Below are 21,424 nucleotides of genomic sequence, written 5' to 3'. Positions count from 1 at the left end.
GCCCCGTCACCGGCGGCGTTTTGCGGGACTGTGTAGGGCTCACCGCCGTGACGGTTCAACGGCCTACCCGGTACGGTCTCGGGCTGTGGAAGGGGACTTCATCGCGGTGCTGGCCAATGCCCGGGCGGGGCGTGGCCGGCACCGCGGTTTGCTTCCGGGGGTCTTGCAGGCGCTGGGTGCCGCGGGGCATCCCGTGCGGCTCTTGGAGGCGGACAGCGGGGTCGGCGCGGAGCAGGCGTGTCATCGGGCGGTCGCGGACGGGGCGGTGGCGCTGGTCGCGGTCGGTGGGGACGGCACCGTGCATCGGGTGCTGCAGGCCGCCGCGGGGCAGCACGTCGGGTTCGGGGTGGTGGCTGCTGGGACAGGGAACGACTTCGCGAGTGCGGTGGGCGTACCGGGAGAGCCGATCGAAGCGGCCGCGGGGATCGCCGCGAGTCTGGAAGCGGGCCGTGCGCAGCGGATCGATGCCGCCCTGGCGGCCGACGCGGCCGGGCGGGAACGCTGGTTCTGCGCGGTGCTGGCCGCCGGGTTCGACGCCCTGGTCAACGAGCGTGCCAACCGGATGCGGTGGCCGCGGGGCCCGCGCCGCTACGACCTGGCCATCGTGCTGGAACTGGCCCGGCTGCGGGCGCGCAGCTACACGCTGGAGATCGACGGCGAGACGCTGACCGTGCCGGCCGAGGTGGTCGCAGTCGGCAACGCGGCCAGTTACGGCGGCGGGATGCGGATCGTGCCGGACGCGGACCCGGCCGACGGCCTGCTCGACGTGATCTACGCGAGCCCGCTCGGCCGCGGCGGCCTGGTCCGGCTCAAGCCGCGGCTGCGGGAGGGCACGCACGTCACCGACCCGCGGGTCACCCTGCGGCGCGGCCGGCACGTGCGGGTGCACGCCGAGGGGATCATCGGGTACGCGGACGGCGAGCGGCTCGGCCCGCTGCCGATCGACATGAAAGTTGTGCCGGGTGCGATCCGGTTGCTCCGCTGAGTTGACCGTCAGATTCCCCGGCGACGGCCCGAACCTGAGGACATGGCGATGAACACGGTTTCCGGCAACACGTCCTCGCTCGCGTCGATGGCCACCTCGGTCCTCGGCAACGCCCGCCAGGCCTTCAAGGCGATGGCCGACGCCGCGGTCAGCACCGAGCCCGGCACCCCGGCGCCGGCCGAGGCGACCGCGGGCAAGGGCCGCCGCGGCACCATCCTCGACCGCTACCTCTGACCGGTCAGGCGCAGCCGGCCAGGGCCAGCGTGGCGCCCAGCCCGTTGGTGCGGCCGGCCTCCGCGGCGGGCAGCACCAGGGCCGCGCAACCGGCTTTGACCGCGCCCGCGTCGGCGGGCGTGTCACCCACCATCAAGGTCCGCTCCGGATCAGCGCCGAGCATCCCGCAGGCGCGCAGGAAGATCGCCGGGTCCGGCTTGGTCCGGCCCACCTCGTAGCTCAGCGCGAACGCGTCGACCAGACCGTTCAGGCCCCAGTGGGCGAAGTGCGGGCGGATGTCGAACCCGATGTTGCTGACCACCGCGACCTTGATCCCGGCGTCGTGCAGCCGGCGCAGCGTCGGCTCGGTGTCCGGGTACGGCAACCAGCCGTCGGCCACCAGCAGCCGGTCGTAGAGCGCGTCGGCCAGCCCCTCGACGTCGGTGTGCACGGTCGCGGCCAGCCCGGTGTAGGCGGCCCGGTGGCTGTGCGCGTAGAGATCCCGGTCGGCCCAGTGCTCGGCCAGCTGCGGCGGCACCCGGTGCGGCAGCGGGCCGCCGGCGCGCCCGGCGGTGACCAGCCGGTCGGCCAGGATCGTGGCCTTGGCCCGCTCGAGCTCGGTGCCGCAGGCCGCGGCGGCCGCCATGACCCAGGTCACCGGGTCTTCGACCTGGGCGAGAGTGCCGTGGAAGTCGAACAGCACAGCTTCCACGAGCCGCGCGGACTGGGGAGGTTCGGTGGCATGCGGCACTCGTGCACCTTACCGATGCCGTTTGACCGCACCGACGGCCCATACCTTGTCGCGAAATGTCATACGGCCGAACTAGCCTGTGGTCATGACTAGTCCCGCCGAACGGTATGCGGAATCCAAGCGGCGGGCGGCGCGAGTCGCCGAGTTCCCGGCGCTCGACGACTTCATGCTCGACGTCGGCTTCGACCTGGACGACTTCCAGCGGGCCGCGTGCGAGGTGCTGGAGCGGGGCAGTGGCGTGCTGGTGTGCGCGCCGACCGGCGCCGGCAAGACGGTCGTCGGCGAGTTCGCCGTGCACCTGGCGCTGCGGTCGGGTGAGCGCAAGTGCTTTTACACCACCCCGATCAAGGCGCTGTCCAACCAGAAGTTCCACGATCTGGTCGAGCGCTACGGCCCGGAGAAGGTCGGCCTGCTCACCGGCGACAACGTGATCAACGCGGACGCCCCGGTGGTGGTGATGACCACCGAGGTCCTGCGCAACATGCTCTATTCCGGTTCCGCCCAGCTGAAAAACCTCGCTTATGTGGTGATGGACGAGGTCCACTACCTCGCCGACCGGTTCCGCGGCGCGGTCTGGGAAGAGGTGATCATCCACCTCCCGGCCTCGGTCACCCTGGTCTCGCTCTCCGCCACGGTCAGCAACTACGAGGAGTTCGCCGACTGGCTGGTCACCGTCCGCGGCGAGACCGAGGTGGTGGTCAGCGAGCACCGGCCGGTGCCGCTCTGGCAGCACATGCTGGTCGGCCGCCGGATGTTCGACCTGTTCCACGACGCCGACGCGGCCAAGAAACACGACGTGCACCCGGAGCTGCTGCGCTACACCCGGGAGATGGAGCGCCGCCTCGACCTGGGCGAGCGGGCCGGCGGGTGGAACGGGCGGGGTGGCCGTGGCCGCCGCTGGCTGCCACCGCCGCGCACCGAGGTGATCGACCGGCTGGAGCGCGCCGGGCTGCTGCCGGCCATCCTGTTCATCTTCAGCCGGGCCGGGTGCGACGCCGCGGTGCAGCAGTGCCTCGGCGCCGGGCTGCGGCTCACCGACGCCGACGAGCGCGCCGAGATCCGCCGGATCGCCCAGGCCAAGGTCGCCGCGATCCCGGCCGAGGACCTCTCCGTGCTGGGCTACTGGGAGTGGCTCGACGGCCTGGAGCGGGGCATCGCCGCGCACCACGCCGGCATGCTGCCCGCCTTCAAGGAGGCGGTTGAGGAGTGCTTCGTCAACGGCCTGGTCAAGGCGGTCTTCGCCACCGAGACGCTGGCCCTGGGGATCAACATGCCGGCCCGCTGCGTGGTCCTGGAGCGGCTGGTCAAGTTCAACGGCGAGGCGCACGTCGACCTCACCCCGGGGGAGTACACGCAGCTCACCGGCCGGGCCGGGCGGCGCGGCATCGACGTCGAGGGGCACGCCGTGGTGCTCTGGAGCCCGGAGGTCGACCCACGGCACGTGGCCGGCCTGGCCTCCACCCGCACCTATCCGCTGCGCTCCTCGTTCCGCCCGTCCTACAACATGGCGGTCAACCTGGTCGGCTCGGTCGGCGCGGAGAAATCCCGCGAGCTGCTGGAGTCGTCGTTCGCCCAGTTCCAGGCGGACCGCTCGGTGGTCGGGCTGGCCCGCCAGGTGCAGCGCAACGTCGACACCATGCAGTCCTACGGCGAGGACGCCGCCTGTCACCACGGCGACTTCGACGAGTACTTCGCGCTCCGGGTGGCCATCGCCGACCGGGAGAAATCGCTGGCCCGGCAGGGTGTCGCGCAGCGCCGCTCGGCCGCCAACGACTCCCTGGCGAAACTGCGGATCGGTGACGTGATCCGGGTGCCGCAGGGCCGCCGGGCCGGCCTGGCCGTGGTGCTCGAGCCGGCCGCCGGCGGGTTCGGCGAGCCGCGCCCGCTGGTGCTCACCCAGGACCGCTGGGCCGGCCGGGTCAGCCCGGCCGACTTCGGCGGCGAGGTCGAGGTGCTGGCCCGGGTCCGGGTGCCGAAGAACTTCAACCACCGCTCGCCGGGCGCCCGCCGCGACCTGGCCGCCCAGGTCAGCGCCACCGGGCTGGACCGGCACCCGGACCGCCGCCGGTCCGGGCGCAGCAAGGCCAGCCCCGGCGAGGACGCCGAGATCGCCCTGCTCAAGGTGCAGATGCGGCAGCACCCGTGCCACGCCTGCCCGGAGCGCGAGGACCACGCCCGGTGGGCCGAGCGCCGGCACCGGCTGGAGCGCGACACCGACGCGCTGCGGGCCAAGGTGGCCGGGCGGACCGGCTCGCTGGCCCGCACCTTCGACCAGGTCTGCGCGGTACTCACCGCCCGGGGCTACCTGTCCGCCGACGGCGAGGTCAGCGAGGCCGGCCGGATGCTCGGCCGGATCTGGTCGGAGGCCGACCTGCTGGTCGCCGAGTGCGTGCGGCAGGGCGTCTGGGACGGTCTGGAGCCGGACGAGCTGGCCGCCGCGGTCTCCATGGTGCTCTACGAGTCCCGCCGCGAGGGGGAGGACCGCGCCTCGGTGCCGAAGGGCCCGATCAGCGGCGCGGTCGACGCCTGCGCCAAGCTGTGGTCCGAGATCGCCATGGAGGAGAGCGAGCACGGGCTGTCGCTGACCCGCGAGCCCGACCCGGGCTTCGTCTGGCCGATGTTCCGCTGGGCGCGCGGCGAGCCGCTGGCCCGGGTGCTGGCCAGCGGGCACAACTACGACGCGGACATGCCGGCCGGTGACTTCGTCCGCTGGGCGCGGCAGGTGCTCGACCTGCTCGGCCAGATCCGCGAGGCGTCCGCGGCGTCACCCGGCGTCAAGGAGACCGCCCGCAAGGCGATCGCCGCGGTCAACCGCGGTGTCCTGGCCTATCAGGGCGGGCTGTGAGCCGTTTCGTGCACCTGACCCCGGCGCGGCTGACCGCCACGGTCCGCCGCGCCGGGGTCGGCGCCCCGGTCTACTGCTTCCCGGTGCTGCCCTCGCACACGCTGACCTATCAATGGGCGCGTGAGCTGCGCCGCCGCGGGACCCGCGAGTTCGTCGCGGTCACCTTCGTGCTGCCGGACGCCGAGCCGGTCGACGTCGGGCACTACGGCAAGCCACCCGAGCGGGTCACCGCGGCGGAGGCGGTGGCGACGCTGCGGGCCATGCCGGACCCGCGGGGGTTCGAGGTGATCGTGCCGCGCCGGGTCACCGCCGGTGAGGTGCGCACCGTCCGCCCCGCGCCGCGGCTGACCGGTTGGCGCTATCTGCCGGGCGCGCACGGCCGCCGCCCGTGTGCCTGCCCCGGGTGCCTGAGCCGGGGCGAGTTCGGGGCCGCACGGCTGCGGCGGCGTCAGGGCGAGGGCGATGACTCCTGGTCCTATGCGCGGGTGCTGGCCGAGCTGCGTTCCGACGACCCGGACGAGGTCTACTTCGCCGTGGGCTGTCTGCGGGGGCGGGGTGAGGTCAGGGATTTCGCTTTTCTGGCCGAGCACCCGGATCCGGAGGTGCGGGAGGTGCTGGCCGAGGTGCTCGCGGAGAGCTATCGGGGGCCGGCTGCCCGGGCGCTCCGGGAGCGGCTGGCGCACTGAGCCGTCTGGCCGGTCGTGCCCCGCCGGAGCCTTTGGTTCACTGAGAGCAGCCGCCGGGCGCTCATCGCGGATGGTGAATCTCCGTTGACGGTGTCTTTGGGGCAATTCAAGAATGGCGGCGGCAGCATCGATGGCACTGAGTGCGTTCGCCCGGGGAAGGGGTCATGGCCACGGACTCGCCGCATCTGATCGGCTGGTCCGCGAGCGCACCGGCCGAGACGGTGCGCGCCGTCATCGACCCGGACACCGCGGTCATCGAGCTGACCCTGCGCGGGCCGTGGGACCGGCAGCTGTCCTGGCAGGCCCGCACGGTGCTGGACAAGTGCCTGGCCGAGCACCCGACCGGGATGATCGTCGACCTGCACCGGCTCAGCGACCCGCGGGCGGTCAGCGCGCCGCTCTGGCTCACCCTGTGCGCGCAGGGCGCCGCCATGCAGCCGCCGATCGCGATCGGGGTGTGCCTGCCGGCGCCGATCCCGCTGGCCCGCCGATTACGCCGGCTCGGCGCCCGGGACTGGCTGGTCATGAATGCGTCGGTGCAGCAGACCCGGACCGCCCTCGCGCACCGGCGCCCGCTGATCGACCGGATGCACCTGGCGCTGCCGCCCGACCCGGCCGCCGCGTCCCTGGCCCGCTCGCTGATCAGCGACGCCTGCCGTGGCTGGGACCTGCCGCACCTCGGTGAACGCGGCCGGCTGGTCGCCTCCGAGCTGGTGGTGAACGCGGCCGAGCACGCCGGCACGGACATCGAGGTGATCGTGTCGCCGCGCGGTGAGGGCGCCACGGCCGCGCTGCACCTGGCGGTCTACGACGGGAACCCGGCCCTGCCGCAGATCCGCGACCCGGTGCCGGGACCGCTCGGGCCGTCGCTCACCGACCGCGGCCTCGGCTTGCGGATCGTCTCGGCGGCCGCGTCGGCGTGGGGCGCGATGCCGGCCCGGGGCGGCAAACTGGTATGGGCGATCCTGCGCAACCGGCCGGAGGTGCCGTCATGAGCCCTGATCCCGCGTTCGGGGGCACCAGGATCGCCGGCGCCCGGCACGGCGACCGGTTGATGATCGAACTGTGGGGCAGCCTGGACGCGATGTCGGTGACCGCGCTGCAAACCCAGCTCTACGATCTCACCCGCGTCTACGACGTGCTCGGCCTCACCGTCCCGGTCCGCCACATCCACATCGACGTGGCCCGCGTCGACTTCTGCGACGCGGCCGGCTTGCGCATGCTGGTCGCGGCGCGCAGCGTGGCCGGCGCCCGCGACGCCACCTGCCACCTGCGGAACCCGCAGCCCCACCTGCGCTGGCTCCTCACCGCCACCCGCGCCGGCGATTTGTTCCGCCTCGACTGACGGCTGCTCCACCCGTCCCGGCCACCCGGACCCGCTGGCTCACCCGCCGCCTGCCCTCTCCCGCTGGCCGTCAGGGATCGCGTCGGCCTGGGCCGCTCCCCACTCACGGTCCGTGGTGCCTCGGACTGGTTCCGGCTCACGGTCCGTGGTGTCTTGGGCCGGTTCCGGCTCACGGTCCGTGGTGCCTCGGGCCGCTTCCGCACGCGCGAGGTCCGCTTCGGCTTGCGGTGGTCGCTTTCCGGTACGCCCGCAGCAGACCCGCCTCGCGCACCGCCCGGGCTGGGTGACGTCGTCTCGTCCACCGTTGGAGCTGGGTGGCGCCGCCTCCGTCCACCGTCGGAGCCGGGTGGCACCGCCCAGTCCACCGGGGGACCCCGGGTGACGCCGTTTCGTCCACCGCCTGAGCGGGTTGGCGCCGTCTTGTCCACCGTCGGAGCCGGGTGGCGCCGCCTCGTCCACTGTCGGACCCCGGGTGACGCCGTCTCGCCACCACCGGAGCCGGGTGACGCGCCGTTCCGGCGCTGCCATGGTGCACGGCGCCATGCCGGACTCCTGCTCCGCGCCAGCGGCTGGTCGTGAGGGGTGCCTCGGCCGTGGTGACGGCGCTCCCGGCCGTTCTGGCCAATGCAGCGGCCCGGCAACTTCCCTGTCCCCGCCCTCCCAGGGGGAGCCGCCCGAAGACAGTGTGACCCGGGAGCGGCATCCCGCGGAGCTGGGCTGTGGACGACGTCCTGATGTGGATAACTCCCGCTGAGTCGGCAGCGGTGGCTTGAATCGGCCAGCCGAGTCTCGCCGGACGCCAGCTGGCTTGCCCCCGTTACCGTCGCCCGCGAACTGTCCGGCCTGTCCTCCTGTTCCCGGCCGGTGACCAGCCTCTTTCGGGGTGGTGAGTCGGCGCTGAGCGCCAGCCGGTGGCGCTCGGAGGCGTGTGTGCGGGCGCCGAGGGGGGACCCGAGCAGCGAGGACCAAGGGCATTGTCGCAGGGAGCCGGTGGGTTGGGACTGGGTGAAGCGGTGGAGCGGCCTCCGCAGGGGCAGGCGGTGAGGTCTCGTCGGATTCGAGCCAGGGAGCGCGCAACGCGCCAGCGCAACGCGCCAGCGCGGCGCGGCGGACTTCTCGGGCGGTGAGGCGGTGCGACAGCGGTTGAGTGCGGTGTGGTCGGCCGGGCGGTGAGGGACGCGGCAGGGGAGTTGTCGGGCGGCGAGTCGGTGCGACAGGGGTTGAGTGCGGTGTGGTCGGCCGGGCGGTGAGGGACGCGGCAGGGGAGCGGTCGGGCGGCGAGTCGGTGCGACAGCGGTCGAGTGCGGTGTGGTCGGCCAGGCGGTGAGGGACGCGGCAGGGGGAGCGGTCGGACGAAGCGACAGGGTTTGAGGGGGTGTCGCTGCCGGGCACCGAGGGGCCACGACCCGGATCGCGCGGTCCCGCTGTGGACGACGCCCTGATGCGGATGGTGGGACGCTGAGTCCGCAGGGGCCGCGGCCTGGGCGTACCGGAAAGGGCGGGACAGCGCACCCCGCGCCGGTCAGGGTTTGAGGCCGGTGAAGAGGACGTCCAGGACGCGGGACTGGCTGTCCGGGGAGACCTCGACGGCCCGGGAGGCGCCGGCCAGCAACGCGATGACGTCCGGGACCCGCAGGTCGGCGCGGACGGCGCCGGCCGACTGGTCGCGGCGGAGCATGGTGTCGATGGCGGCGAGCAGGTCGCGGTGGACGTCGCCGGCCACGCCGCGCGGGTCGAGGCCGGCCTCGGTGAGGGCGTCGGCGAAGGCGTTCTTGACGCGGGACTGTTCGACGGCGCGGCGGATCCAGCCGGCCAGGGTCGGGGACGCGGCGGCGTCGTCGGCGAGGCGGCGCAGCCGGGTCAGGTAGACCTCCTGGAGCAGCGCCTCCTTGGTGGGGAAGTGCCGGAACAGGGTGCCGATCCCGACCCCGGCCGCCCGGGCGATCTCCTCGGTGGCGACGGCCGGGCCACGCTCGGCGAAGACCTCCTCGGCGACCTGCAGCAGGCGCGCCCGGTTGCGCTGGGCGTCGGCACGTGGCACCCGAACCCCTTCCTAAACGGAGTGAGTACTCCGTATGCTCGAAACGGAGTACGCACTCCTATTCTGCACGGAGGTGGACCATGGAAACACCCCGCGAGGTCTTCGCCCGGCTCTCCGGCGGCATCGGCCGCGGCGAGTGGGACACGCTCGGTGAGCTCTACGCGCCGGACGCGGTGGTGACGATGCCGTTCGACCCGCGGCGGACTCGGCTGCGCGGGCGCGACGAGGTGGCCCGGCACTTCGCGGCGGCGGCGGCGCTGCCGATCACGCTCAGCCCGGACAACGTGCGGGTGCACGAGACGGCCGATCCCGAGGTGATCGTGGCGGAGTACGACTACGCCGGACCGGACTTCCGGATGGCGAACGTCCAGGTGCTGCGGATCAGGGACGGCCTGATCGTGGAGTCCCGTGACTATCACGACCACGCGGCGATCGCGGCGGCCCTGCGGCGGTGACGGTCAGGGCCACACCTTGGCGTCGGTGGCGAAGAGGTGCTCGGAGCTCTGCACCGGCACCACGCACAGCAGGTGACCGCCCGGCGCCCGGAGGATCTTGTGCTCGCCGTTGTCGGTGACCACGGTGGCGCCGGCCCGGAGCAGCCGGGCGGTCTCCGCCTCGACGTCGTCCGTCTCGATGTCCATGTGGTAGCGGGGCGCGTCGTCGACCGACTGCACCACCACCGCCGTGCCGGGGACCGCGCCGGTGATCCCGGTGTACTCCGGCTCGCCCGGGGCCGGCCGGGCGCTGCCGCCCAGCGCGGTGGCCCAGAAGGAGACCGCGGCGTCGGCCTCCTTCGCCGGGGTGTCGATCAGGACTCCGAACAACCGGCTTCGATGCATAGGCCGACCTTACGCGTAGAGATCGTCCAGGAGGGGGCGATAACGCTCCTCGATCACCCGCCGGCGCAGCTTCAGCGACGACGTCAGCTCACCGGTCTCGACGCCGAGGTTCCGCTCCAGCACCGCGAACTTCTTGATCGTCTCCCAGGAGTTGAGGCCGGCGTTGAGCTGCTCGACGTACCCCGCCATCGCCTCCTGGAGGGCGGCGGACCGGGCGATGTCGGCGTGCGTGGCGTCGCCGAGGCCGTGGGCCGCGGCCCACTTCCGGGCCTCGTCCGGATCGAGGTCGATCAGCGCGGTGATGAACTTGCGCTTCTCGCCGTGCACCACGAACGCGCCGGCCAGCGGGCAGATCGCCTTGAACCGGGCCTCGATCGCCTGCGGCGCGACGTACTTGCCGTTCGACGTCTTGATCAGGTCTTTCTTACGGTCGGTGATGCGCAGCGAGCCGCGCTCGGTGATCTCGCCGATGTCCCCGGTGTGCAGCCAGCCGTCCCGCAGCGTGGCGCTGGAGTCCAGCCCGTGGTAGCCCTGCATCATGCCCGGCCCGCTGAGCAGGATCTCCCCGTCCTCGGCGATCCGCACCCGGGTGCCGGGCAGCGGCCGGCCGACGGTGCCGTACTCGGGGTCGTCCGGCCGGTTGAAGATCGTCGTCGCGCACGACTCGGTCAGGCCATAACCCTCCGCGATCGGCAGTCCGATCGCGTCGAACCACCGCGCGATGTCCGGCGACAGCGCCGCCGCGCCGGAGATGAAGTAGCGCATCCGGCCGCCGAACCGCGCCCGGATCTTCGTGAGCACCAGGCGGTCCGCGATGCGGAACCGCCATCCCGACTTGCGGTCCGCCGCCACGCGCACGGCCCAGGTCAAGAGCTTTTGCTGTACGCCGGAAGCACCACTGACAGCGGCGTAGACCTTCTCGAAGATCCGCGGGACGGCCGGCATGATGGTCGGCCGCACCTCGCCGAGCCGCTGCACGATCCTGCTCACGTCCCCGTCCACCGCGAACGGGAACCCGACCGAGAGCTGGCAGCTCAACAACGCCTTGCCGAACGCGTGGGACAGGGGCAGCCAGAGGTAGCCCAGGTCGTCGGGGTGCACGATGCCCATCGCCCGGATCGCCAGGCCCTGGTACACCCAGGCGCGGTGGGCGATCCGGACACCTTTCGGCAGGCCGGTCGTCCCGGACGTGTAGATCAGCGTGGCCAGGTCGTCCGGCCGGACCCGGGCGACCGCCGCCTCGACCGTCGCGGGCGCGCTGTCCCGGCCGAGTTCGCGCAGCTCGGCGAGGGTGAGCACGCGGGCATCGCCGGTCGCGTCGCCGTCGATCAGCACCACCCGCTCGACCGGGGTGCCGTCGAAGAGCAGCTTGGCCAGGAAGCCGGCGTTCTCCGCGACCGCGAACCGGCTGCCCGAGTCGGTGAGGATGTGCGCCACCTCGTCCGGCGAGGACGACGGGTAGACCGTAGTGGTGGCCCCGCCGGCGCACATCACCCCGAAATCCGCCTCGATCCACTCGACCCGGGTGCCGCTGGCGATCGCCACCCGGTCCTCCGGCCGCAGCCCGAGGGCGAGCAGCCCGGCCGCGATCTCGGTGACCGCGGTGGCGGTCTGCGCCCAGGTCTGCGCCTGCCAGGTGCCGTCCGGGCCGGGCCGCAGGTAGGCGGTCGCCGCCGGCTGCTCCCGCGCGCGGGCCAGGAACATCGCGCCGAACGAGGCCGGCTCGGCGGTCCGCAGCTCGGCGAGGAGCGCGTCCTCGGCCGTCGGCGCGGTGCAGGTCGGGGTCATGCGGGGTCCTCCACCATCCGAGTCAACCAGGTCGTCAGTTCCGGGGCGAGCGCCACCAGGTCGGGATCGTCGTCGCTGTCCAGCCCGTCCGAGGCGATCTGCCGCAGCGCGTAGATCGCCCCGACGCAGGCGCTCAGCGGCACCGCCGAGCCGCCCGGGAGCAGATCGCGGACCAGCGCGGCGAGCCGCTCGATCGCCTGCCGGCGCCGCTGCCGGGCCGGCCGCCCGAGGGCGTCCATCTCCACCTGGAAGGCCCGGGCCGCGACCCGATCGCTGGTCAGAGTGCTGAGGTACGACGTGACGAAGTCGCCGACCCCGGTGCCGGTGCCGAGCCGGTCCAGGAAGACCGCGATGAACCGGTCGTAGGCGGCGTAGACGCAGGCGTCCTTGTCGGTGAAGCACTCGTAGAACGCGGCCCGGGACACCGCCGCCCGGGCGCAGATCTCGCGCACCCCGAAGCCGCGGTAGCCGGCGCCGGCCAGCAGCTCGGTGGCGGCGATCAGCATCCGCTCACGCTGGGCGGCGACCACCTGCTCGCGGGGCAGCTCGTGCCGGCCGCGGGGCAGCGACGGCGGGACGGTGAACACCACGCCGCTGGCGATCCGGTCCGACATCACGCATTCCCTATTCGAGTACGCCTTGTTACTTCAAGCTTTCCACGACGTTACCTCGTCATGGGGCAACCCCGCAGCCCCGACCCGGCAGGATGGATTCGTGGAGACGGATCTCGAACTGGCCCAGCGGGCCGCACTGACCGGCGCCGCCGAGGCGCTCCGCCACTTCGCGGTGATCGCCGACCTGCCGCAGGAGATCAAGAAGGACGGCACCGTGGTGACCCTGGCCGACCGCGCGGTCGAGCACGCGATCCGGGCGGTGCTCGCCGAGGCGCGGCCGGACGACGCCGTGCTCGGCGAGGAGCACGGCGAGACGACCAGCCGGAACGGGCGCCGATGGATCATCGACCCGATCGACGGGACGGCGTTGTTCGTCAAGGGCGACGGGCGGTGGCTGGTGCTGATCGCGCTGGAGGTGGAGGGGGAGGTCACCACCGGGGTGCAGGTGGTGCCGGTGCAGGGGCTCGCGTGGTGGGCCTCGCGCGGGGCCGGGGCCTACCGCGGGAAGGTCGTCGACGGCGGGATCGTCGCGGCGGAGCGGATCCACGTGGCGGCGGCGCCGGACCGGGTGGCCGGGAGCCGGCTCGGGGTGGTGCCGCTGGACTGGGGGCGGGAGATCGCGGCGCCGCTGATCGCGGTGGCGGCCGAGGAGCCGTGGCCGGTGCATCCGCCGTTGCTGGTGGCGCAGGGTGACCTGGACGTGGCGGTGCAGACCGGCGGGCAGATCTGGGACTTCGCGGCCAGCTCGGTGATCATCCCGGAGGCGGGTGGGTGCTTCCGCGGGCTGAACGGGCAGGAGCGGCCGGGGAGTGGGGCGTTCGTGTTCGCGAGCAGCCCGGCGCTGCTGGACTCGGCGCTGGATCTCCTCCGGGGGCAGAACGCGCAGGTCGTACCGTGACGCCGGGGTCCGGCGTGCCCGGCCGCGGGGGCCGGGCACGCCGGGCGATCAGGCGGTGGGCGTACCGGGAACGGGGTTGATCCTGGAGAGCGGACGCCAGGCCGCGGCGGTGACCGCGAGCATCGCGGACGCCGCGAACCAGAACGGGGTGGTGACCGACCAGAACTGGGTCATGATCGCGCCGAGCAGCCAGCCCACGGCCGCGCCGCCGGTCTCCAGGAGGGCGTAGACGCTGCCGACCCGGCCGCGCAACGGGTCCGGGACGGCTCGCTGGCGGATCGTGGTGACCAGCACGCCCCACACCATGGCGTGCACTCCGAAGATCACAATGGCGGCCCCGGCGATCACCGGGTTGGTGGTGATCGCCAGGGTCAGGTGGGTGCCGAGTTCGACGATCAGGCCGGCGCGCAGCACCCGGCCGGTGCCGAAGCGGCGGGACAGCCTGGTGGCGAGCCCGGCGCCGGTCAGCCCGCCGACCGCGAACGTGGTCAGCAGGAAGCCGAAGCCGACCTCGGACAGGCCGAGGCGGTCCCGGGCATAGAGGACGAAGACCGCGAACGCCGCGCAGAACACGATGTTCGCGACGCCCATCGCCAGCGCCAGGGTGCGGAGCAGGCGGTGGTTCCACAGCCAGCGGAGGCCTTCGCGGATCTCGGCCCGCAGGTCCCGGCGCCTGGCCGGGGCCGGCTCCGACGCGGGCGGTGAGCTGCTCCCCGGGAGCGGGGCCGCGGTGCGGGACAGTCCGGCGATGAGCAGGGCGGCGGCCACGAAGGACGCCGCGTCCAGGCCGAACGGCAACGCGGCGGCGATCCCGTAGAGCCACGCGCCGAACGGCTTGGCGACGAACTGGTTGGCGATCGTGAACGTCGCGCCGAGCCGGGCGTTGGCCCGGTCCAGGTCCTCCGGCGCGACCACCGACGGCAGCAACGCGCCGTACGCCGTGTCGGCGAGCGTCTCACCGACCCCGAGCAGGAACGCCACCAGGTAGACCAGCGGCACCGTGACGTGCCCGGTCGCGACGGCCACGGCCAGCACGGCCAGCACCGCGCCGCGCAGCAGGTTGACCGTGACGATCAGCCGCCGCCGGTCCAGGCGGTCCACAAAGGCGCCGCTGACCAATGCGAACAGCAGCCAGGGGAGTTGGCCGGCGAACGCGCCGCCGGCGATCAGCGCGGGATCGTCGCTGATCGCCGCGAGCAGGAGTGGGCCGGCCACCATGGTGACCCCGTCGCCCAGGTTGGAGACCGCCGCGGCGGTCCAGAGTCGTGCGAAGCCCGTTGCCTGCAACGGGCCCTGAAGGGCATGCAAAAGTGCTCCTCGAGCCAAGGATGAACGGTCGTGAGGAAAGACCGCCCGCGGCGAGGAAAAGCTCTAGATGGCGCTCTCTCGCAGCGAGGCGGAGACCGTGTCCATGTCGAGGCGCATGCCCATCCCTTTCGCATCGACGAACGTTGCCGGGGGAAGCATAGCGCCTCCCCCGGCGGCGATCAGGCCGCGTAGCTGTTCAGGAACGCCAGCAGGTCCTGGCCCAGCTGCTCCTTGTGGGTGTCGGTGATGCCGTGCGGGGCACCCGGGTAGACCTTCAGCTCGGCGCCCTTGACCAGGGCGGCGGACGCCTTGCCGCCCACCTCGAACGGCACCACCTGGTCGTCGTCGCCGTGGATGACCAGCGTCGGCACGTCGAACTTGGCCAGGTCGCCGCGGAAGTCGGTGGCCGAGAAGGCGGCGACGCACTCGTAGGTGTTGTGGTGCCCGGCGGTCATGCCCTGCAGCCAGAACGAGTCCTGCATGCCCTGCGAGACCTGCGCGCCGGGACGGTTGGCCCCGAAGAACGGGCCGGCCGCGAAGTCCTTGTAGAGCTGCGAGCGGTCGGCCAGCGAGCCGGCCCGGATGCCGTCGAACACCGAGATCGGCAGGCCGCCCGGGTTGTCGTCGGTCTGCAGCATCAGCGGCGGCACCGCGGAGACCAGCACGGCCTGCGCCACCCGGGCGGTGCCGTGGTTGCCGATGTAGCGGGCGATCTCGCCGCCACCGGTGGAGAAGCCGACCAGGGTGACGTCCCGCAGGTCCAGCGTCTCGATGACGGCGGCCAGGTCGGCGGCGTAGGTGTCCATCTCGTTGCCGTGCCAGGTCTGGTCGGACCGGCCGTGGCCGCGGCGGTCGTGGGCGATCACCCGGTAGCCGTTCTGCGCGAGGAACAGTTGCTGCGCCTCCCAGCTGTCCGCGTTCAGCGGCCAGCCGTGGCTGAGCACGACCGGGCGGCCGGCGCCCCAGTCCTTGAAGTAGATGTTCGTGCCGTCGGAGGTGGTCACGTAGCCCATGGGAGTCCTTTCACATCCGATCCACGCCGGGCGGCGTGTCCGTACTTCCATGCAAGCAACCGAAGTTTCCGCGGACCACGCAGAACAATATGCAGAACTGTCAGGCGAGGGACCGCAGGCTCTCCCGGGCGAGCGTCTGCAGCGCGCTGTGCGGCAGGTCCCGCAGCAGGTCACGGGCCAGATGCAGGGAGGGGCGGGCGGCGTCCCGGGCACCCAGGGCGAGCCTTGCCCGGCCGATGGTGAGGTGCACCTCAGCCAGGTAGCCGGCGTAGCCGTACTCGACCGCGACCGGCAGCGCCTCCTCGGCCGCCCGCAGCGACTCGGCCCAGCGGCCCAGCCGGGCCAGCGACGACGCCGTGGTGAGCTGCGCGTTGAGCCGGGCGCCCAGCGCCGGCCGCGGCGCCACCGGCCGGGCGTCGATCTCGGCCAGCGCGGCCGCGCACTCGGCGATCGCCTCCTCGTCCCGGCCCAGCTCGGCCAGGCTCCGCGCGATCCCGGGCCGCAGCTGCACGTAGCCGTCGTGGTCGCCGGCCGCCTCGGCCAGCTCGGCGGCCTCCCGGTACGCCGGCAGTGCCGCCTCCGGGGTGCCGGCCAGCCGCCAGGCGTCCCCGGCGTAGCGCAGCGCCCACGCCTGCTCCTTGACGTCGCCCAGTTCGACCGCCACCCGGCGGGCGTCCATCGCGATCCGGGCGCCCTCGTCCGGCCGGCGGGCGCAGTTGGTGGCCGCCCAGGAGAAGTAGTTGATGTGGGTGACCTCCTGCCGCCGGTCCGGCAGGCGCGCGGCGGCGGCCCGGGAGCGGCCGTAGACGTCGTACCAGTACTCCGCCCGCACGTACTTGTCGGAGTACCAGTGCATCGCCTCGGCCACGTCCACGACCAGCTGGTACTGCCCGCCGCGGGACGCCGAGCGGAGCGCGCCCAGCCAGTTGTTCCGCTCCGCCTGCAGCCAGGCGTCGGCCTCCTCGGCGGTGGCCAGCGGGACCGGGCCGGCGTAGCCGTCGGGCAGGCAGCCGTACCCCGGCTCGAACCAGCGGCCCGCGACGATCGCGGTCTCCAGCAACCAGTCGGCCATCCGCTTGGCGGTCGCGGCCCGGGTGCCGGCCGGCTCCTCGATCCGCAGCCGCTCCTGCGCGAAGAGCCGGATCAGGTCGTGGAAGCGGTAGCGGTCCGGCCCGGACTGCTGCAACAGGCCCAGGTCGACCAGCTCGTCCAGGCCGTCGGCGGCGTCGTCCGGGCGGGTGCCGGTGAGCACCGCGGCCAGGGCCGGCGCGAAGTCCACCCCGGGCACGTGCGCGAGCCGCCGGAACAGCTCCCGGGCCGGGCGCGAGAGCTGCGCGTGGGACAGCGCGAACGCGGTGGCCACCCCGAGGTCGCCGGTGGACAGGGTGGCGAGCCGCCGGTCGGCGTCGGCGAGCCGGGTCACCAGGTGCTCGACGGTCCAGGCCGGGCGGGTGGCCAGCCGGGTGCCGGCGATCCGCAGCGCCAGCGGCAGATGCCCGCAGAGCCGGGCCACCGCCTCCACCTCGGCGGCCGCGCGCGGGTCGGCGGCCTGTACCGCGATCGCCCGGAGCAGCGCGGCCGACTCGGCCGGGGCCAGCGGGGCCAGCGCGATCCGCTCCACCCCCTCCAGACCGCCGAGCACCCGGCGGCTGGTCACCACGGCCAGGCTCTCGCCCTCGCTGGGCAGCAGCGGCCGGACCTGGGCCTCGCTGCCGGCGTTGTCCAGCACCAGCAGGCAGCGGCGCTCGCGCAGCACGGCGCGCAGCTGGCTGGAGCGTTCGTCGTCGGTCTCGCCGATCTGCCGGGCGGTCACCTCGAGCGCGCGCAGCAGCCGGACCAGGGCGTCACCGGTCGGCATCGGCTCCGGGTCGGTGCCGCGCAGGTCCAGGTAGAACCGGCCGTCCGGGTAGCGGTCGCGCAGCTGGTCGGCCAGGCGCACGGCGAGCGCGGTCTTGCCCAGCCCGGCCTGCCCGTGCACCACCGCGACCGCGGCCGGGCCGAGGCCGGCCAGGGCATGCCGGCGCATCCGGTCCAGCTCGTCGGCCCGCCCGACGAAGTCCTTGATCGCCCGCGGCGGCTCACACAGCCGGGGCCGGCCGGCCGCCGGGGTGCGCTGCTGGCGGGCGGTCTCCCCGAGGTCGCGCTCGCCGCCCGGGTCGAGCCCGAGCGCGGCGGCGAGCGCGGTCAGGGTGCGGGCCTGCGGGGCCCGGCTGTGCCCGCGTTCCATGTCGCTGATCGCGCGAGCGCTCACCCCGGACGCCTCGGCGAGCTGTTCCATGGTCAGTCCCGCGGCTCGCCGTAGCTCGCGCAGCCTGCTTCCGAACTCCGACACGGCACGACGAGACCACACCGGGGCGCCCGCGCGCAGCGGCGGGCATCACGTCCGCGCGAGGCACCAAGTGATATGAGCCGACACATCGAGATTCATCATTGTCTGGCCTAGCGTCGAGACATGATGTGGAGAAGAGTCGCCGCCGCGCTGGTGTTCGTGTTCGCGCTCGGCTGGGCCACCCCCGCCCAGGCCGCGGTCCGGGTGCTCTACTACGACGCCAGTCAGGCACAGGAGTTCGTCGCCGTGGTCAACCAGGGCGCGCAGATCTGGAACAGCCGGGTCAGCAACGTGCGGCTGGAGCCGGTCCCGGCCGGCCGGTCGCCGAACATCCGGGTCTACGCCGACAACGGCTGGCCCCGCACCTACACCACCTCGCTGGGCAACGGCCGCTGGTACATGGGCCGGGACGCGGTGAACGACGGGTACTACCCGCCGCGGATCGCCGCCCACGAGTTCGGTCACATCCTCGGCCTGCCGGACCGTCGCACCGGGCTGTGCAGCGACCTGATGTCCGGCAGCAGCGCCCCGGTGAGCTGCACGAACGCGAATCCGAGCAGCACCGAGGCGGCCACCGTCAACCGTCTGTTCGGCACCTCGGTGTCGGTGCCGGCCGGTTACTTCACGGAGCGTGCATCGTAAGCGTCGTCCAGACCCCCACGTGGACCTGGTCGCCGTCCTTGAGCGCCCGCGACTGCCCGGCGGTCAGCGGCTGATCCTCGTCGTTGATGTAGGTCCCGTTGGTCGACCCCAGGTCGGTGACCAGCCACACCCCGTCCACGTTCAGCGTGAGCAGCGCGTGGTTGTGCGAGGCGCCCGGGTCGGTGTCGGCCAGGTCCACCTCCGGGCTGGTGCCCTTCGACGTGCTGCCCCGCCCGATCCGGACCTGCGGCGGGGTCAGCGTGATGGTCCGCTCCCCGGTGTCGGCCGGGAAGGTGACGCCCTCGACCTCGTTGAGCGCGAAGTACGCCGGGTCGGCGAAGAGCGTCGCGGTCCACTCGCCGGCCGCCACCGGCTCCGGCAGCACCTCGGTGAGCTGCGGCACCTTGCCGGTGGTGTGGTCGTACCCGCAGTCCTCGCAGAACCGGGCGGAGCCGGCCCGGGGCGTGCCGCAATTCGGGCAGTCCTCGCCCTTCGGCGATTCCGCGACGGCAGCGGCCGGAGCGGCCGCAGCCTCGGCAGCGCCGCCGATCTTCGCGCCGCACGTGTCGCAGTAGTCCGCCTCGATGGAGACGTGCCCGTTCGGGCAGGTGAAGGAACTCACTGCGACCGCCCGACGCGCACCGTCTTGGTGCTCTGCGTGTCCAGCGCCATCTCGTCCGCCGCGTTCACCTTGCGCCGCAGCCGGACCGTGCCGGTCGCCGCGTCCTCGATCTCGACGACCTTGGAGAGCAGGTCCTCGGTGGCCTTGTTGCCGCTCTCGTGGGCGAGCTGGGCGGCCCGGCCGAACTTGATCGTCGCGGTCCGCTCGTCGCCGGCCTCCCGGGCGGCGATCCCCTCCTGGATCGTCTGGGCCAGCTCGGCCTGCCCGGTGTAGTGCGCGACCTGCCGGTTGATCCGGGTGGAGAGCGCGGTGTCCTCGGTCCACACCGCCCGCACCAGGGACTGCGCGTGCACGGTGTCGCCCTCCACCACCGAGACCCGGGCGGCCAGCATCTCGTCGCCGGCCTTGCCGGCCGGCACGTCGATGCAGACGTGGTAGTCCCGGCTCTCCTGCCCCCAGGAGCCCAGCGGATAGCGCCCGGCCCGCGGCCCGTCCTCGACCCGCTTGCCGGTCAGGTCCATCACCTGCGGCTCCACCTGCTTGACGAACCGGACCGAGGCGTTCACCGGCGTCCACACCTTGAGCTGCACGTCCGCGGCGGTCTTGCCCATCGCGCCGGTGATCATCTGCTCGAACGCGGCGGTCAGCCCCTCCGGCCGGGCGACGATGTCGACGGTGCCCAGCATCGCCGTGGCGATCTTGCGGAGCTCGGAGACCTTCCAGTTCGTGCCGACGCCGCGGCAGTCGCAGACGAACCGGCCGGCGATCTGCTCCAGCACGCTCTCCAGGTAGCCGAACCGCTCGCCGTTGTCACCGTCGGTGAGCAGGATGGCGTGCTTGATGTCGCCCGGCCGCTGATCGAACAGCTGGGTGGCGAGCAGCAGCCAGGCGCCCATCGCGGTGCCGCCGCTGGCCTGCAGCCGGTCGATCGCCCGCAGCGCGTCGGCCCGCGACTGCGGCGACGCGACGGCCAGCTGACCCGGGTCCGGGAAGAGCTGCTGCGCGGTGCTGACCCCGGCGATGATGGCGAACCGGACGCCGTCGTCGATGCAGTTCACCGCGGCCTTGGCGGCCTGCCGGGCGGCCGCCATCCGGCCCTCGGCCTGCATGGATCCGGACGCGTCGACGATGATGATCTCGGTCGCCCCGGCGCTGCGGCGGCCGCCCTCGCCGCCCGACGAGGAGACGGTCACGATCGCGTTCACCTCGCTGGCGCCCATGGCGAGGTACTCGTTCTGGAAGGCCTCGGCGCTGTAGGACACTCGGGACTCCTTATGCTTCGCTGGTCTCGTTGTCACGGTTGATCTCGGCGTCGCCTTCGGCTTCCGCCACTTCCCCTTCGGTCCGCGGTGGCACCGGCACGATGGCGACCGTGATGTTGTCGGCGCCTCCGGCGGAGTTCGCGTACGCCACCAGCGCGCGTGCCGCCTCCAGCAGCGGCCGCGGACCCGTGGCGACGCGCAGCGCGGACCGCACCGCGTCGCCGAAGTCCTGCGCGTCGGTCAGGTAGTTCCACAGCCCGTCGCTGCAGAGCACCAGGTGCCCGGGCGCGCCCGCGGTGAACGCGCCGACCCGCGGCTTGATCACCCCGGCGTCCGCGCCCAGCCAGGCGGTGATCGCGTGCGCTTTCGGATCGTTCATCGCGACCCGCGGGTCGGCGCCCATCGCGATCACGTGCCGGGCCCACGAGTCGTCCTCGGTGAGCTGCTCGGCCGGCCCGGTGGCGGCGATCCAGTAGGCCCGGCTGTCGCCGACCCAGCCGAACCCGACGTGCGGGCCGCGCACCGCGGCGGCGACGATCGTGCAGGCCGGGTTGGAGGTGGTCCGGCGCGGGTCGCCGGTGCCGACCAGCTGGGCGACCGCCTCGCCGGCGCCCTGGATCGCCCGGCCGACCACCTCGGCGATCGGCAGCGCCGGCTCGGCCGGCTCGAGCGGCTCGGTCGCGTCCTCGTCGGCCGGCTGCGCCGCGGTCTCCGCGTCCGTCCCGGCCGGCTCGGCGGGCCCGCCCGGGTGCTGGGCGCGGGCCAGCAGCTCACCGGCGGTCTTGGCGGCCACCTCGGAGGCCACGTCCGGGTCGAACGACGACGAGACGCCGTCGCAGACCACCACGTCGGCCGCGTCCGTGCCGACCGCCAGCCACATCGCGTCCTCGTTGCGGTGGTGCCGCCGGCCCCGGTCGCTGACCGCGGCCGCCACCAGGTCGCCGTCCGCCTCGGTGTGGTCGCGCGGGCGCCCGGCGAGCATCCCGCACTCCTCGCAGTAGCCGTCGGCGGCGACCGCGCCCACCGCGGCGCAGTGCGGGCAGTCCCGGCCGGCCAGGCCGGTGCTCCGGCCCGGCCCGGGGGCGTCCGCTTCCGTCGCCTCGGTCTCGCCGGCGTCGGCGCCGGCCTCCGCCCCGGCCGAGCCGACCGACGCGGTCTCGGTCAGCCGGCGCCCGCACGCCTCGCAGAACGACGCGCCGGTGGCGCGCCCCTCGGCGCAGGAGTCGCACTCGGTCAGAATCAA

General features: G+C 73.5%; 20 protein-coding genes. 9 read left to right on the top strand and 11 right to left on the bottom strand.

Translation table 11 applies throughout. The features are described from left to right. Positions 1 to 85 precede the first annotated feature (85 nt). Together BJY16_RS39400 and BJY16_RS39395 are read left to right on the top strand one after the other, a co-directional pair. Positions 86 to 985 carry a diacylglycerol/lipid kinase family protein gene (locus BJY16_RS39400; protein WP_185044616.1) on the top strand — a complete coding sequence of 300 codons (900 nt, stop codon included), beginning with the start codon at positions 86 to 88 and terminating at the stop codon, positions 983 to 985. 48 nt (positions 986 to 1,033) lie between these two features. Beyond that, positions 1,034 to 1,219 carry a hypothetical protein gene (locus BJY16_RS39395; RefSeq protein WP_185044615.1) on the top strand — a complete coding sequence of 62 codons (186 nt, stop codon included), beginning with the start codon at positions 1,034 to 1,036 and terminating at the stop codon, positions 1,217 to 1,219. A 4-nt stretch (positions 1,220 to 1,223) separates the two neighbouring features. Here the strand turns inward: BJY16_RS39395 and BJY16_RS39390 are convergent, their stop codons facing one another. Further along, positions 1,224 to 1,949 carry an HAD family hydrolase gene (locus BJY16_RS39390; protein WP_239177857.1) on the bottom strand — a complete coding sequence of 242 codons (726 nt, stop codon included), beginning with the start codon at positions 1,947 to 1,949 and terminating at the stop codon, positions 1,224 to 1,226. Between the two features lie 85 nt (positions 1,950 to 2,034). Here BJY16_RS39390 and BJY16_RS39385 point away from each other — a divergent pair, with 85 nt between their 5' ends. The 4 genes from BJY16_RS39385 to BJY16_RS39370 all read left to right on the top strand — a co-directional run bounded on the left by BJY16_RS39385 (position 2,035) and on the right by BJY16_RS39370 (position 6,825). Further along, positions 2,035 to 4,794, top strand: a complete 2,760-nt coding sequence (locus BJY16_RS39385; protein ID WP_185044614.1) for a DEAD/DEAH box helicase — start codon at positions 2,035 to 2,037, stop codon at positions 4,792 to 4,794. Continuing rightward, positions 4,791 to 5,480, top strand: coding sequence for a HEAT repeat domain-containing protein (locus tag BJY16_RS39380; protein ID WP_185044613.1), 690 nt, complete (start codon positions 4,791 to 4,793; stop codon positions 5,478 to 5,480). The genes BJY16_RS39385 and BJY16_RS39380 overlap by 4 nt, the downstream gene beginning before the upstream one ends. A 164-nt stretch (positions 5,481 to 5,644) precedes the next feature. Further along, positions 5,645 to 6,475, top strand: coding sequence for an ATP-binding protein (locus BJY16_RS39375; RefSeq protein ID WP_185044612.1), 831 nt, complete (start codon positions 5,645 to 5,647; stop codon positions 6,473 to 6,475). Further along, the gene (locus BJY16_RS39370; protein ID WP_185044611.1) at positions 6,472 to 6,825 is read left to right on the top strand and encodes an STAS domain-containing protein; all 354 of its coding nucleotides are present in this window, start codon (positions 6,472 to 6,474) and stop codon (positions 6,823 to 6,825) included. The genes BJY16_RS39375 and BJY16_RS39370 overlap by 4 nt, the downstream gene beginning before the upstream one ends. A gap of 1,522 nt (positions 6,826 to 8,347) precedes the next feature. On the opposite strand, the gene BJY16_RS39365 is transcribed toward BJY16_RS39370, so the two are convergent. Further along, a complete protein-coding gene (locus BJY16_RS39365; RefSeq protein WP_185044610.1) occupies positions 8,348 to 8,866 on the bottom strand; it encodes a TetR/AcrR family transcriptional regulator in 519 nt (172 codons plus the stop codon). Between the two features lie 80 nt (positions 8,867 to 8,946). On the opposite strand from BJY16_RS39365, the gene BJY16_RS39360 reads away from it, so the two are divergent. Next, on the top strand, positions 8,947 to 9,321 hold the full coding sequence (locus BJY16_RS39360) for a nuclear transport factor 2 family protein (RefSeq protein WP_185044609.1): 375 nt from the start codon (positions 8,947 to 8,949) through the stop codon (positions 9,319 to 9,321). Between the two features lie 3 nt (positions 9,322 to 9,324). Here BJY16_RS39360 and BJY16_RS39355 read toward each other — a convergent pair whose 3' ends face one another. The 3 genes from BJY16_RS39355 to BJY16_RS39345 are packed head-to-tail and all read right to left on the bottom strand — an operon-like array spanning position 9,325 to position 12,107. Further along, positions 9,325 to 9,705, bottom strand: coding sequence for a VOC family protein (locus BJY16_RS39355; RefSeq protein WP_185044608.1), 381 nt, complete (start codon positions 9,703 to 9,705; stop codon positions 9,325 to 9,327). A gap of 9 nt (positions 9,706 to 9,714) precedes the next feature. Beyond that, positions 9,715 to 11,493, bottom strand: coding sequence for an AMP-dependent synthetase/ligase (locus BJY16_RS39350; protein ID WP_185044607.1), 1,779 nt, complete (start codon positions 11,491 to 11,493; stop codon positions 9,715 to 9,717). After that, positions 11,490 to 12,107, bottom strand: a complete 618-nt coding sequence (locus BJY16_RS39345) for a TetR/AcrR family transcriptional regulator (protein WP_185044606.1) — start codon at positions 12,105 to 12,107, stop codon at positions 11,490 to 11,492. The genes BJY16_RS39350 and BJY16_RS39345 overlap by 4 nt, the downstream gene beginning before the upstream one ends. A 100-nt stretch (positions 12,108 to 12,207) precedes the next feature. Here BJY16_RS39345 and BJY16_RS39340 point away from each other — a divergent pair, with 100 nt between their 5' ends. Then, positions 12,208 to 13,005 carry an inositol monophosphatase family protein gene (locus BJY16_RS39340; protein ID WP_185044605.1) on the top strand — a complete coding sequence of 266 codons (798 nt, stop codon included), beginning with the start codon at positions 12,208 to 12,210 and terminating at the stop codon, positions 13,003 to 13,005. A 48-nt stretch (positions 13,006 to 13,053) separates the two neighbouring features. Here BJY16_RS39340 and BJY16_RS39335 read toward each other — a convergent pair whose 3' ends face one another. The 3 genes from BJY16_RS39335 to BJY16_RS39325 form a co-directional block, all read right to left on the bottom strand. Further along, the gene (locus BJY16_RS39335) at positions 13,054 to 14,313 is read right to left on the bottom strand and encodes an MFS transporter (RefSeq protein ID WP_185044604.1); all 1,260 of its coding nucleotides are present in this window, start codon (positions 14,311 to 14,313) and stop codon (positions 13,054 to 13,056) included. A gap of 179 nt (positions 14,314 to 14,492) precedes the next feature. After that, the gene (locus BJY16_RS39330) at positions 14,493 to 15,326 is read right to left on the bottom strand and encodes an alpha/beta fold hydrolase (protein WP_185044603.1); all 834 of its coding nucleotides are present in this window, start codon (positions 15,324 to 15,326) and stop codon (positions 14,493 to 14,495) included. Positions 15,327 to 15,426: 100 nt separating this feature from the next. Beyond that, a complete protein-coding gene (locus BJY16_RS39325; protein ID WP_185044602.1) occupies positions 15,427 to 17,658 on the bottom strand; it encodes an ATP-binding protein in 2,232 nt (743 codons plus the stop codon). A gap of 120 nt (positions 17,659 to 17,778) precedes the next feature. On the opposite strand from BJY16_RS39325, the gene BJY16_RS39320 reads away from it, so the two are divergent. Beyond that, on the top strand, positions 17,779 to 18,297 hold the full coding sequence (locus tag BJY16_RS39320; RefSeq protein ID WP_185044601.1) for a snapalysin family zinc-dependent metalloprotease: 519 nt from the start codon (positions 17,779 to 17,781) through the stop codon (positions 18,295 to 18,297). Here the strand turns inward: BJY16_RS39320 and BJY16_RS48800 are convergent. The 3 genes from BJY16_RS48800 to BJY16_RS39305 are packed head-to-tail and all read right to left on the bottom strand — an operon-like array spanning position 18,278 to position 21,424. After that, positions 18,278 to 18,919, bottom strand: coding sequence for a double zinc ribbon and FHA domain-containing protein (locus BJY16_RS48800; protein ID WP_185044600.1), 642 nt, complete (start codon positions 18,917 to 18,919; stop codon positions 18,278 to 18,280). The two genes, BJY16_RS39320 and BJY16_RS48800, sit on opposite strands and share 20 nt — an antisense overlap. Further along, positions 18,916 to 20,181, bottom strand: coding sequence for a vWA domain-containing protein (locus tag BJY16_RS39310; RefSeq protein WP_185044599.1), 1,266 nt, complete (start codon positions 20,179 to 20,181; stop codon positions 18,916 to 18,918). The genes BJY16_RS48800 and BJY16_RS39310 overlap by 4 nt, the downstream gene beginning before the upstream one ends. Before the next feature lie 10 nt (positions 20,182 to 20,191). Further along, complete coding sequence (locus tag BJY16_RS39305) at positions 20,192 to 21,424, bottom strand: PP2C family protein-serine/threonine phosphatase (protein ID WP_185044598.1); 1,233 nt, start codon at positions 21,422 to 21,424, stop codon at positions 20,192 to 20,194.

It is taken from the genome of Actinoplanes octamycinicus (assembly GCF_014205225.1).
Classification (GTDB): domain Bacteria; phylum Actinomycetota; class Actinomycetes; order Mycobacteriales; family Micromonosporaceae; genus Actinoplanes; species Actinoplanes octamycinicus.
The sequence above is the reverse complement of the archived record's forward strand: the minus strand, read 5'-3'. Positions and strand labels throughout refer to the sequence as shown.